A 13,681-nucleotide genomic window follows, 5' to 3' on the forward strand; every position below is an offset into this window, starting at 1 on the left:
ACGCAGTTCGACTGTCCAGATGCGCCGCACTGCTGCGTGCGCGCCAGCGAGCCTCATGGGCTGGTCGTCCTCCCGTCCGTCCGTGCCTGAGGTGGTGGGTGCCCCGGCGCATCACAGGGCCGGGAAGACGCACGGTAGTGCAGAGTTCTGCACCTTGAATGCCGCACTCACCACCCAGACAAATAGTGCAGAGGTCTGCACTGACAGGGCAGGGGTCTGCACCGTCGGATGGTGGAGTGACGATCTTGCCGCCCGATCCCGACCTCAACGCGCTGCGCATGACGCTGGTGCGCCTGCGGGGCGAGCGCGGCTGGACCTACGACGAACTCGCCGACCGCAGCGGCCTGGCCCGGCGCACCCTCATCGACCTGGAACACGGCCGCACCAGCGGCAGCGTCACCACCTGGCACACCCTCGCCCACACCTTCGACGTGCCCATCGAGCACCTCCTGGGCACCCTCTGCGACGACCACACCCCACCCGGCATGCACGGCCCCTGACGCCCCGGCGCGCCCGCCTCGGGTCCTACCGCGAATCACCCGAACGGAGAGCAAGCGTCGAACGTGAGGACGCTCGCAAGATCGTCTGTTCGGTGCCGCTAGGCTGGTCGAGGGACATGAGCCCCGCGGTGTTGCCTATCCTCGCGTGTCGCCTGGCACGGTCCGGGCCATGTGCCCCACGCCCGCCCCCGACGGCCGCCACTGGGACGGCAGCCCTCGCGCTCTCCGCCGCCCCCGAACGCTCCGAGTGACCACCACCAGCCCCAGCCGCCTGCTGCGCGCCGGACAAACCGGCCGCTGCCGCCACTGCGGGAGCCGCATCGACCTCTACCCGCGTCCCGACCAACGGCCCATCGCCCTGCACCCCGCCGAATTGACCGTCACTGACGTCCCCAAATCCTGCCGCTGGCACCTCAGCGGCGGCATCGCCTACCCGCACGGCGACAACAGCGCCTGGTGCCGCATCCCGCATGCCGTGCTCTGCCCCCACCGCACCCCGACCTGCCAGGCCGGCACCCGCCTCGAGGCGATCCGCCGTCAACTCGCCGTCCGCGCCCGCCGTCTGATCGACACCGGGGCTCTCACCCCCGCCCCACCAGTCAGCCCGCAGCCCGACGCCCCCCAACCCGGCGGACCCGACCGCCCCGTCGTCCAACTGCTGCTGTGCCGCTACCTCGCCCAGCACCGGCTCGAGGAGCTGCGCTGCGTCGCCCAGACCCGCCACCGGCACCGCTGCCCCCACCCCGTCCTCGCCTCCGCCGGCCCAACTGGGATGTGGAAACTGCTGCCCACCACCGCCCGGCCCGGCCAACTCGCCCTGCCCGATGCCCTGATGGCCGTCTACGACCTGGGCCACCTCGCTTATGGCGAACAGCTGCGCTGGCGCACCCAGCGCTGCCCGGCACACGCCACCGCACCCGGCGCCGCCGACCTCGCCCTGGCCTGCTGGGAACCCTTCGACCCCCTCCTGCACGCGGCACACATCCACACCCGCCTGCCCCATTCCTCGCCCCGCCCGCACCGAAGGGGATGACCGGTGCCGCACCACGCCCTGGAAATCACGCTGACCCGCCCCCTGCCCCCGCCCGTCCTGCAGCGCGCCGCCCGCCGGCTGCGCCGCCGCCTCGGCACCCGGCTGCCCATCGACGTGATCACCACCCACTACCCGGACGCCGACCACAGCGTGCTGCTCAACATCGCCTTCCCGCCCACCGTGCACGCCGCCCTGACCGCCGGCGCCCGCCGCGCCCAGCAGACCCCCGAGCGCTTCCTGGAACTGGCCGTGCACCGGGCCCTGGCCGAGCACGCCGACCGGGAGACCGAGCGCCTCGACCACGCGGTACGCCACCTGCTGGCCCACACCACCCCCGCCTACCTGCTGGCCGCCGTCGGGCACGCACTCACCCGACTCCCCGAGAGGCCCACCCTGTGAACCCCACCGACGAACAGACCGCAGCAGCCGACGCCTTCCACGCTGGCCACCACCTCGCCCTGCAGGCCGGCGCCGGCACCGGCAAGACCACCACCCTCGCCATCCTCGCCCGCGCCACCACCCGCCGAGGCCGCTACCTGGCCTACAACCGGGCCATCGCCCAGGACGCACGCACCCGCTTCCCCGACACCGTCCAGTGCAAGACCGCCCACGCCCTCGCCTACGCCGCCGTCGGCCACCGCTACACCCGCCGCCTGAACGCACCCCGCCGCCCGGCCTGGCAGACCGGACAAGCCCTCGGCCTGACCAAAGCCGTCCGCATCGGCGACCGCGAGATCTCCCAACGCGCCCTGTCCAACGCCGCCCTGCGTACCGTCGCGCGCTTCTGCCACACCGCGGACGAGGCCATCACCCGCCACCATGTCCCTCGCCTGCGCGGTCTGGACGGCTGCGACCTGCATGCCCAACTCGCCGCCCACATCCTGCCGTTCGCCCGCAAAGCCTGGGTCGACCTGCAGCATCCCGACGACGGCGCCGTCCGCTTCGACCACGACCACTACCTCAAGATCTGGGCCCTGACCCGGCCGCGCATTCAGGTCGACATCCTGCTGCTGGACGAGGCCCAGGACACCAACCCTGTCGTCGAACAGACCTTCCTCAACCAGCGCGAGCACGCCCAGCTCGTCATGGTCGGCGACTCTGCCCAGGCCATCTACCACTGGCGCGGCGCCAAAGACGTCATGACCGGCTTCGACGGCACCCAGCTGACCCTATCCCAGTCCTTCCGCTTCGGACCCGACCTCGCCGCGGAAGCAAACCGCTGGCTGCACCTGGCCGACGCCCCGATCCGCCTCACCGGCACCCCCGCCGTACCCACGGAACTCGGCCCCGTCACCCAGCCGGACGCCGTGCTGTGCCGCACCAACGTCGGCGCCATGGCCCAGGTCATGACCCTCATGGCGGCCGGCTACCGGGTCGCCCTGGCCGGGGGAGGAGACAGCCTGCAGGCCCTGGCCCTCGCGGCCCGCGACCTGAAGGAAGGCCGCCGCACCCACCACCCCGAGCTCATCCTCTTCCCCTCATGGGGCGATCTGCAGGACTACGCCGCCCACGACCCGGCCGGCCGCGACCTGCAGCCCCTGGTCAACCTCGTCGACACCCACGGCACCGACGCCATCCTCACCGCCGTCGCCCGCCTCGCCCCCGAGCCGCACGCCCAGGTCACCGTCTCCACCGCCCACAAGGCGAAGGGACGCGAATGGCCCCGCGTGCTCATCGCGGACGACTTCGCCCGTCCTGAGAACAGCACTCCTGACGAGCAGACAAGCACCGCGGCGCCACCCGACCCCATCGACGACGCCGAAGCCCGCCTGGCCTACGTGGCTGTCACCCGTACCCGCAAACGCCTCGACCTGGGCGGCCTCTCCTGGATCGACGCCCACTCACAGCACCTCGGTCCGAGCGGAACAACTCCCTCGGGCACCGTACAAAAGGAACACGAGCAGACGGAACCCGGACCACTGCCGGTGCGCCACACGCATGGTTGACAGGGCGTCATCGGTGGGGGAACGGCGCGGGAAGGTCATCACTCATCGCGCGGTGCTCCGGCTTGTCCGGGCGCACCGCCCTCCGTCTGCCCATTTTCTCTCCGTTATCGACAAAACCCCTCGCAGCAGGCATCCCTTTAGTTACGGTCTGTACTCACAGATACCGCCCCAAGTTTCGGCGCGCCCCGATCGGTGTTCACCGCCAGTCGGCAGTGCCCGACACCGTAAGACCGACAGGGACCGGCCGATGACCGACACCGACTCCGAGCCCCACGGCGCTGACAGCACCGTATTCGGCCGCAGCTCCACACCCGCGACCAGCCGGCAGCCGTTTGCAGGCCACCTCACCAGCGGCGACGCCGAAGAGGAGGTAGGGAAGGTAGCAGGTACCGAGGACTCCACCCCGTTGAAGTTCCACGTTGCTCTTTCTCCTGGCGCCTATCTGCAGCTCGACGACGTGGTCAGCACTCGCCGGGAGATCCCCGGACGCGGCACCGTCGTCACCTCCGGCGTGGTGACCGAGGTGGTCGCCCGCCACGAGGGCGCCGCGTTCGGCTCAGATGTCTTCCTCATCGCCGACGGAATCCTGCCGGCCACCGTGCAGGAGGTCGCCGAGATCACGACCACCCGGGTCGACCCCGAGTACTACGTCCCGCCACGCCCCGGCGAAGCCGCCATCCGGGCCTCGGGCACGGCGCGGGACGCCGCGCTGTACTTCGACCGGATGGACGCACGTGTGCCCGCCGGCATCGGCCGGGACGGCGAACCGATCTATCTCAACCTCGAATTCCTCGACGGCACCCGCGGCGCCCACGTATCGATCTCGGGCATCTCAGGCGTGGCGACCAAGACCAGCTTCGCGCTGTTCTTGATGCACTCGCTGTTCACCTCGGGCGCCCTCGGGGCCCGCGCGGTCAACGCCAAGGCCCTCATCTTCTCCGTCAAGGGCGAGGACCTGCTCTTCGTCGACCAGCCCAACACCCGTCTCGACGGGGAGCTGAGCGCCGCATACGCCCAACTCGGCCTGCCCGCCCGCCCCTTCGCCTCGGCCGGCTTCTACGCCCCGCCGCTGCCCGGTGACACCACCGGCCGCCCCCACGTCACCGGCAGGACCAGCGGCGTCACCGCCTTCTGGTGGACCCTGGCCGAGTTCTGCGAACGCGAGCTGCTGCCCTACGCGTTCGCCGATGCCGAAGACGAGAAAAACCAGTACACGATCGTCGTGCACCAGGTTACGAGCCGGCTGCGCCGCGAGGCTCAGCCCGCCGGGAACGACGGCGCGGTCGCCATCGACGGAACCGTCCTCCGCACCTGGCCGGAGATGGTCGACTTCATCTCCGACAAGGTCACCGACGACCTCAGCCGCCCGGACTGGGCGGGCCCGGCCATCGGACTGGGAACGGTGAACGCATTCGTGCGGCGGCTGCGGTCGTCCCAGCGGCCGCTCGGGCCCCTGCTGCGCGGCGACCTGAGCACGGTCACCGACCACCCCGTCTCGCACTCCATCGACACCTCGCAGCAGCAGGTCACCGTGGTGGACCTGCACAACCTGCCGGAACGGGCCCAGCGGTTCGTCGTCGGTGTCGTGCTGGCCGCGGAGACCGCCCGCAAGGAGCAAGCCGGCCCGGGCGGCCTGCTGTTCACGATGGTCGACGAGCTCAACAAGTACGCCCCCCGCGAGGGATCCTCCCCGATCAAGGACGTACTACTGGACATCGCTGAACGCGGCCGCTCACTCGGCATCATCCTCATCGGCGCCCAGCAGACCGCCTCTGAGGTGGAACGGCGCATTGTGTCGAACTCCTCGATCAAGATCGTCGGCCGGCTCGATGCCGCCGAGGCCGGCCGCCCGGAGTACGGCTTCCTGCCCGCCTCGCAGCGCCAGCGCGCCACGCTCGCCAGGCCCGGCACCATGTTCGTCTCCCAGCCGGAGATCCCGGTGCCCCTGGCCGTCGAATTCCCCTTCCCCGCCTGGGCCACCCGGCTCTCCGAGGTCGCCGACCCCACCTTCTCCACCGGCACCCGCGCAGCCGGCCAGGCCACCGGCAGCGCGGCGCGACCGGACCCGTTCAGCAGGCTGCCCCAGGCAGAGAGCGATCCGTGGCCCGACGACACTGACGACGGCGCCATCGATGAGCCGCCCTACTGACGTCTGGCCACCGCCCTCCCCAGCGCACCCACGCCCCCCGCTGCTCTGCCTCAGCCACCCGAAAAGGACCCCGCCCCGTGAAGTTCCTTCACACCTCCGACTGGCATGTCGGCAAAACCCTCAAGGGCCGCAACCGGCTCGAGGAGCAGGCACGCATCCTGCGAGAGATCACCCAGATCGCGATCGACAACGACGTCGACGCCGTCCTCATAGCCGGCGACATTTACGAAAACGCCTCGCCGACCGCAGACGCCCAGAGGCTGGTCGTGCGTACCCTGCTGCGCCTGGCCAAGCACGGCATCGAGGTCATCCTGATCGCCGGCAACCACGACCACGCTGCCACGTTCGAGGCCTACAGGCCGCTGATGGACATCGCCGGCATCCACGTCTACGGCCAGGCCAGACCGGCCGCGAAGGGCGGCGTGCACACATTCCACGCCAGGTCCACCGGCGAGCCCGTCAACGTCGCCGTCCTGCCGTTCCTCTCCCAGCGCTACGCCGTCCGCGCCGCGGAGATCATCGCCAACACCCCGTCGCAGAACGTCGGCGCCTACGACCAGCTCGTCCGTGACGTCCTGGCCAATCTGACCGGAGCGTTCACCTCGGACGCCGTCAACATCATCATGGCCCACCTGACCTGCACCGGCGGTACCTTCGGCGGCGGCGAGCGACCCGCCCAATCCATCATGGAATACCACGTGCCGGCCGCTGTCTTCCCTGTCGAGGCCCACTACGTGGCCCTGGGCCACCTGCACCGCCGGCAGCAGATCCCCGCCGCCTGCCCGGTGCACTACAGCGGCTCCCCCTACGCCATCGACTTCGGCGAGCAGAACAACACCAACGTCGTCTGCCTCGTCGAGGCCACCCCCAACACCCCCGCCCAGATCACCGACATCCCCGTCACGGCCGGCCGCAGACTGCGCACCGTCGAGGGAACCGTCGCCCAGCTGACCTCTGACCCCGCCGGCTACGGCGAGGACTACCTCAGACTCGTCGTCACCCAGCCCGCCTACGCCGGCATGCGCGACGACCTGTACGAAGCCCTCCCCAACGCTCTTCAGATCCTGATCCACCCCGATCATGCCAGCACCGGCGCCACGGCAGGAATCAGCGTCGACCAGCCGATCAAGACGCCTGTGCAGCTGTTTGCCGACTACTGCCACAGCGTCGGCGTCAGCGACGACCGGGTCACGGCGTTGTTCAACCAGCTGCACGACGACCTGACCCGCTCGACCGCCCGCCCCTGAAGCCAGGCCCGCACCCGCCCGAAGGAACCCTCAGATGCGTCCCGTTCGTCTTGAGCTCAACGGCTTCGCCGGCTTCCGCGCTCCCACCGTGGTCGATTTCACCGACACCGACTACTTCGCCCTCGTCGGCCCCACCGGTTCAGGCAAGTCCACCATCCTCGACGCGCTGACGTTCGCCCTGTACGGCTCGGCCTACCGGTGGGGACGCAGCAACGCCATCTCCTACGCACTCGCCCCCACGAGCAACCGCTGCACGGTCTCGCTCACCTTCGACATCGGATCACAGCGCTACCAGGTCGCCCGCGAGGTCCGCCGCATGGGCCAGCAGATCCAGCAGAAGGCCGTCAGCCTGGTGCAGTTCACTGACCCCACCGCAGTCGCTGTCGAGCCAGGCGGACCGCAGCCGGAGGTACTGGCCGGGGAGATCAAGGAACTCAACACCGCCATCGAGGATCTGCTCGGCCTGTCCTTCGACGACTTCTGCCAGTGCGTCGTCCTGCCCCAGGGTGACTTCGCCCGGTTCCTGTCCGCCAACGCCAGCAACCGCCAGCAGATCCTGCTCAAACTCCTCGGCGCCTCCCAATACGAAGGCATCGGTAAACGTGCCGGCGCCCAGGCAGACCAAGCAGCCAAGGAGGTCGAAATCCTCAACGACCAGCTGAGCCGGCACGCCGACGCCACCCCCGAAGCCGAGGCCGCCGCACAGGCGCGTGTCGAGACGCTTGAACAGCTGGCCGTCACCGTCGACCAACTCGTGCCCCGTGTCACCGAGGCACGCACCCGCGCACACGAGGCCGACGCCCGAGCCGACACGCTGCGCAGCGAGACCGATCTGCTGGCCTCCATCCGCACCCCCGACGGCATCGAAGAGCTGCAACGTCAGGCCACCCGGGCACAGACGGCCGCCCAGCAGGCCCGTGAGGCCGCCGACGCGGCCGCTCAGACCCTCTCCGACGTCACCCAAGAGGCTCAGTTGGGCCCTCAGCGCACCGACCTGACCCTCACCCGCGACCGGTACACCGAGAAGGCAGCCCTGACGGGCCGCCGCGACGGCGTCATCGCCGACGCCCAGCGCGCCCAAGAGGAGTTGGCGCAGTCCAAAGACCGGCTGAAAGCATCGGCGCAGAGCGTTGACAAGGCCCGCCGCAGCGCCGAGGAGACCCGGGAGCGCCGCGCCCAGGCCCGGCAGGCGCAGGAGAAACTGCGGGGCCGCCACCAGCTGCTGGCTGCCGTTCGTATCCCCGACGGCGTCACCGACCTGACCAGCCGTGCAGCAGCCCGTTCTCACGAGGTCGAAGCCGCCGCTGAGGCGCTCACCGCGGCCCGCGACCGGCACGAACAGGCCTCCCGTGCGCTGACCGCCGCCGGCGACGGCAGCCGGCTGACGGAAGCGCACCAGGCACTCGATGAGCTCCTCGATGTCATCAGTTTGCTCACGCATGCCACCGGCGCACTGGACGACTGCGCCGAGAGGGCCAGCCGGGCTGAAGAGGCGGTGGCAGGCGCCCAAGCGCGCCTGAACGCGGCCACGTCCACGGTCGATGAAGCCCGCGTCCTCGCCGGTGCCGCACAGCTGCGCCCTCAGCTTCAGGTAGGCCACACCTGCCCGGTCTGCGAGCAGAACGTCACCACCCTCCCGCCGCCGCTGTCCGACCCCGCTGTCCAGGCAGCCGAGGCGGCACATGCCGCCGCCGCAGAAGAACACCGTGCTCTGCTGGACCAATACGAGGACGCCAAGAAGGCGGTTACCGACCAGCAGCGGGAAGTGGACAAACTCACCACACAGCGCACCCTGCTCGACAAGAGGCTGGGCACACTGCTGCCCGACCGCCCCGCCGGCACCGGCCGCGACTGCGACGCCGACCGCGCCCACCTCGACGAACTCATCGAATCCCGTGACCAGTTGACCACTGACGAGCAGCAGGCCCGCGACGCGGTACAGAAAGCCGAAACTGCCCACGGCTCCGCCACGTCGGCTGTCGCCGCGCTGCAGCGGGAACTCGACCGGGCCCGCAACACTCTGCACTCGACGCTGGGCACACTGACCGCTTTTGACCCGCCGACCCTCGACACCGACGACCTGACCTCGGCCTGGACCGACCTGGAGGCCTGGGCCCGCACCCAGACCACCACCACAGAACGCGACCTCGCAGCCGCCGACGCCGAAACGGCCGACGCCGAAAAGGCCCACTCGGACGCGACCAGCGCGCTGGAGACCGCCGACCGTGCACAGGCCGACGCCCAGGCTGCCCACACCGCAGCCGTCGAGAACGCCGCAACCGCCAGCCTCGCGAAGACGAACCTGACCGACCGCCTGAGCACACTCGAGACGCTTTTGGCCCAGGCGCCACCGGAAGCCGAACTCCCGGCCCTCTTCGAGGAATGCGCCCGTCTCGAGGCGGCCGTGGAGACAGCCACCACGCAGGCCAACCACACACGCACAACAACCAAGGCAGCAGCGGCCGAACAGGACAAGTGGCGAGAGCACACCGCGAAGGCCCGCTCCGTGCTGGCAGCCAGCCGGGATACCGTGGCGGCGCTGAGTCCACCAAGCCTCGACACCGACGACCTCGCCGCCGCCTGGTCCACCCTGACCGGCTGGGCCAGCCGCCAGATCAGCGACCGGCAGACCGCCATCGCACGCGCAGACACCGACACCCAGACCGCCCACAACGAAGCCGACCAACTCCTGGGCAGCCTGGAGACCCTCCTACGCGGCAACGACCTGGACCCGCAGGACCTCGGCGACAGCCCGGAACGCGCCGCACAGGCCCCGCGCGTGGTCGCGGTCGCAGCCGAACGCGCCCGGGGCCAGGTCAAAACGATCCAACGCAGCCGCGCCGACGCCGACGCGATACAGGACAAGATCGACGACGCCCGCACCCGACAACAGGTAGCCGCCGAACTGGCCCGGCTGATGCGGTCCAACAAGTTCCCCCAGTGGCTCGCCACCTCAGCCCTCGACACTTTGGTCGCCGGCGCCTCGCAGTCACTGCGCCAACTGTCGGGTGACCGCTTCGACCTCAGCCACCAAAAGGGCGAGTTCTACGTCATCGACCACTTCGACGCCGACTCCACGCGCTCGGTGCGCACCCTGTCCGGTGGCGAAACATTCCAGGCCAGCCTGGCCCTCGCCCTGGCCCTCTCCGACCAACTGGCCGGCCTGGGCGGCGCCACGAAACTGGAATCCATCTTCCTCGACGAAGGGTTCGGCACCCTCGATGCTGATTCGCTCCAGACCGTCGCCGACACCCTGCAAAACCTCGCCCAGGGAGAACGAATGGTCGGAGTGATCACCCACGTCACCGCGCTCGCCGAACAGATCCCGGTCCAGTTCCACGTCCAGCGCGACACCCGCACCTCCACCGTCACCCGGCAGGGCACATGACCACCACAGCACAGGCCTCCCGCATGCGGTTCCACGTCGATGGCTGGGACCCCACCTACGGCTCCAGCGTCGAGAACGCCGAGGACGGCATCGCCGACTCCACCGCCAAGGTCACCCCCCATATCGAACTCGCCCCGGCAGACTGGAAGCCCATCTCGCCCTCCCAGGTATCCGCCCCAGGCGCCGTCCTGTTCGTCGACGGCGTCCGCCGCGTCGAAGCCCGCATCTGGATCGAACAGCCCCCCTCCACCGAACCGGCCACAGGCTCCGACAACGCAGCCCGGGACGCCCGGATGGCACTGTGCGCCTCCTACGCGGCAGGCACCGTGTGCTGCTGCCCCGACCGCGGCGCACATCTGCTGACCATCGACTACCGGCGCGGCCTGTTCACCACCGCCACCAACGCCGTCGACGTGCCCACCACTGCCGGAACCTACAAGGCCACCATCACCCCCGACGACCAAGACCAAAACCTCGCAGTGCTGCTCTCGACGGCGCTGCAACGCCAACTCACCGATCTCGAGGTTCTCGTCGCCACCCATGCCCGCACCGCCCTGACCGGCCACGGCGTCCCCGAAGGCTCCGACCTCCTCGTCGTGGACGGACCGCTGCGCGGCCGCACCCACCTGCCGCGCGCCCTGGGATTCATCAAATCCCACCGCACCGCCTATCTGCCGCCCGACCTGCACGCCACGATCGCCACCCTGGCCCCCGGCGAACGCAGCCCGGTGTTCTTGATGGGCACCTCCTGGGACCGCCACGCCTGGTACTTGCGACTGCCGTGCACCCCCGGCGCCCCCTGGGCCGGAGTAGTACGGCTGGAATGCGCCGCCGACATCCCTGCGGCCGCGGCGATCGAGCTGGCCAACCTCTCACAAGCCCTCCTGCCGCGGTACGCCAGCATCGAGTACAAAGACACCCGTGCCCCGCAGAACCTGGTGCCGGTCGCCGGACTGGAGAGAGAACTACGCCGCCACCTGGGCAACCCCGTCCTACTCGGCCGCGCCCTACGCGTGGCATCGGCGAGCTGAACCGCTCAGACTCACGGCTCCACCCTCGCCCACCTGACCGAAGCAGCCGAATAACCTGCACCCGAGGGGCGGGCTACCGTCCTCAGCCCCCTCACTCACCCGCCAGCCCTCACCGGAGCGGTAACCCCATGGCCCTTTCCGACATCGAGCTGCGGCCGCACCAGAAGGAGGCCGTCACCGCGGCCGCCCACATCCTGCGTGAAAACCCGCGGGCAAGTGTGGTCGCGGCCTGCGGTACCGGAAAGACGCTGATCGCTGCCCGCACCGCTGCCCGCACTGCCGCGCAGGGCAGGGTGCTCGTGCTGCTGCCGACGCTGGACCTGCTGTCGCAGACGATCCGCTCCTGGCGTGCGGCCGGGCGCAAGGGCGCCACGATTGCGGTGTGTTCGGCCCGTCAGGCCCTGGAGTATGAGCCGCTCAGCGCCGACGTCCCCATAACCACCGACCCCGCAGACCTGGCCGCCCTCACCGTCACACCCCGGCCAGGCCCGGTCACCGCCTACGCCACCTACGCCTCCCTGCCCACCGTGATCACCGCCCACCGTGATCACCGCCTTCCCCCCTGGGACCTGATCGTCGTCGACGAGGCCCACCGCACCGCCGGCCGCCTGGGCAAGGCCTGGGCCGCCGTCCACTACGACGACCAGGTCCCCGCCGCCCGCCGCCTGTACCTGACCGCCACCCCCCGTATCTGGGACGCCGACGCCGACCGGGACGGGGACACCGAGGCGGTGGCCTCCATGGACGACGAAGCCCTCTTCGGCCCGGTCGCCTACCGCCTTACCCTCTCCGACGCCATCGACCTCGGCCTGCTCGCCGACTACCAGATCCTCGTCCCCGTCGTCACCGACGAAAACCTGCGCGACTGGCTCGCCACCGGACCCGGCGCCGGCGTTGACGGACTACGCCTGGCCGGCCGCCAGGTCGCCGCCCTGCGCGCCATCCACGACCACCAACTGCGCCGCGTCCTGACCTTCCACCACCGCGTCGCCGACGCCCGAGCCTTCGCCACCACCCTGCACGACACCGCCGCCACCCTCCCGGACAACCTGCGCCCCCAAGGACTGTGGGCGGACTGGATCAGCGGAAGCCACACCCCCCAGGTCCGCCGTCGCCTGCTGCTCGAGTTCGCCTCCCACAGCGACCCGCACAGCCCGGCCGTGCTCTCCAACGCCCGCGTGCTGGGGGAGGGTATCGATGTGCCCTCCATCGACGCCGTCGTCTTCGCTGACCCAAAAAGCAGCCCCGTCGAAACCGTCCAGGCCGTCGGCCGCGCGCTGCGCCAGGACCCCGGCGCAGGCAAGAAGGCCACCCTCGTCGTCCCCGTCTACCTCACCCCTGGCGAAGATCCGGACGACCTCCTCGGCGCCGACGCCTACACCCCGCTATGGCACACCGTCCAGGCCCTGCGTGCCCACGACGACCGCCTCGAAGCACGCCTGGCCGACCCGCGCACCCACCGCCCCACGATGCCCCCGCACGACCCCGAGGCCTGGCTGCACTTCGACCGCCCCACCCAGGCCGAAGACGTCGCCCTCGCCCTCTCCCTGCGGGTCCTGGCTCCCAAGAGCGCTGAGTGGCGCCGCGGCCTGAAAGCCGCCCGCCGTTACCACCGCACCCACCACCACCTCGACGTCCCCCAGACCTACGAAGACCCCACCGGCTATCCACTGGGCCGCTGGCTGACCTGGCAACGCCACCTCCATGCCACCGGCGCCCTCGACGCGGCCCGCGCCAGCGCCCTGGAACGCCTCGGCATCATCTGGGACCCCCGTCAGCAGGCCTTCGACCGCGGACTCGCTCACGCCGCCGTCTACGTCACCCGCCACGGCCACCTCGCCGTCCCCGTCGACGAGACCCAGGACGGCTTCCCCCTCGGCCGATGGCTGGCAACCCAGCGCACCCGCGCCGAGACCCTCACTGCCGAACGCGTCGCCGCCCTCACCGCCCTGGACCGGTGGTGGAACCCGCCCTGGCCGATTACCTGGCAACGCGCCTATCACTCTGCTGCCCGCCAGCAGACGCAGAAGGACACATCACAAGCCAGGGAGTGGCTCGAGGCCCAGCGCGCGCGAGTCAGCGACCTTCACCCCGAGCAGCGCCGCCTCCTCAGGGATCTGGGGCTCGACCTGCCAGATGCGCCCGTCTCTTGCGAAGAGGACAGCCCGCTGTCAGCACGTGAGCGCGCTTTCCAGCGCGGGTTGACCGCCGCGCGTGCTTTCCGAGAGAGGGAGGGCCATCTCAACGTCCCCCAGAGGCACATCGAAGAGATCGAAGGCGGCTATGTGCGTCTGGGGCAGTGGCTGAGTAACCTTCGGCGCCGCCGCACCAGCCTCAGTCCGCAGCGCCTTGCCGCCCTGGCCGAGCTCGGCCTGTAAGAGGTCCTA

The 13,681-nt window shown here is 70.3% G+C and carries 9 protein-coding genes; all 9 read left to right on the forward strand.

The annotated features are described in order from the left end of the window. The first annotated feature begins 236 nt into the window (after positions 1-236). The 9 genes from HTZ82_RS32470 to HTZ82_RS23360 all read left to right on the forward strand — a co-directional run bounded on the left by HTZ82_RS32470 (position 237) and on the right by HTZ82_RS23360 (position 13,672). The gene (locus HTZ82_RS32470; RefSeq protein WP_032769652.1) at positions 237-500 is read left to right on the forward strand and encodes a helix-turn-helix transcriptional regulator; all 264 of its coding nucleotides are present in this window, start codon (positions 237-239) and stop codon (positions 498-500) included. 247 nt (positions 501-747) lie between these two features. After that, positions 748-1,533, forward strand: a complete 786-nt coding sequence (locus tag HTZ82_RS23325) for a DUF6083 domain-containing protein (RefSeq protein WP_309235645.1) — start codon at positions 748-750, stop codon at positions 1,531-1,533. A 3-nt stretch (positions 1,534-1,536) separates the two neighbouring features. Then, a complete protein-coding gene (locus HTZ82_RS23330; protein ID WP_175411403.1) occupies positions 1,537-1,932 on the forward strand; it encodes a hypothetical protein in 396 nt (131 codons plus the stop codon). After that, positions 1,929-3,479, forward strand: a complete 1,551-nt coding sequence (locus tag HTZ82_RS23335; protein WP_309235647.1) for a UvrD-helicase domain-containing protein — start codon at positions 1,929-1,931, stop codon at positions 3,477-3,479. Before HTZ82_RS23330 ends, HTZ82_RS23335 begins: the two co-directional genes overlap by 4 nt. Before the next feature lie 247 nt (positions 3,480-3,726). Continuing rightward, complete coding sequence (locus tag HTZ82_RS23340) at positions 3,727-5,628, forward strand: ATP-binding protein (RefSeq protein WP_199787072.1); 1,902 nt, start codon at positions 3,727-3,729, stop codon at positions 5,626-5,628. 77 nt (positions 5,629-5,705) lie between these two features. After that, positions 5,706-6,875, forward strand: coding sequence for an exonuclease SbcCD subunit D (locus HTZ82_RS23345; protein WP_175411404.1), 1,170 nt, complete (start codon positions 5,706-5,708; stop codon positions 6,873-6,875). A gap of 34 nt (positions 6,876-6,909) precedes the next feature. After that, positions 6,910-10,263 carry an AAA family ATPase gene (locus HTZ82_RS23350; RefSeq protein ID WP_175411405.1) on the forward strand — a complete coding sequence of 1,118 codons (3,354 nt, stop codon included), beginning with the start codon at positions 6,910-6,912 and terminating at the stop codon, positions 10,261-10,263. Continuing rightward, a complete protein-coding gene (locus HTZ82_RS23355; protein ID WP_239760138.1) occupies positions 10,260-11,294 on the forward strand; it encodes a hypothetical protein in 1,035 nt (344 codons plus the stop codon). The genes HTZ82_RS23350 and HTZ82_RS23355 overlap by 4 nt, the downstream gene beginning before the upstream one ends. Before the next feature lie 128 nt (positions 11,295-11,422). Next, positions 11,423-13,672, forward strand: a complete 2,250-nt coding sequence (locus HTZ82_RS23360) for a DEAD/DEAH box helicase (RefSeq protein WP_175411406.1) — start codon at positions 11,423-11,425, stop codon at positions 13,670-13,672. The last annotated feature ends 9 nt before the right edge of the window (positions 13,673-13,681 follow it).

Origin of the sequence: Streptomyces sp. TRM64462, assembly GCF_013362995.1 — a bacterium.
GTDB lineage: Bacteria > Actinomycetota > Actinomycetes > Streptomycetales > Streptomycetaceae > Streptomyces.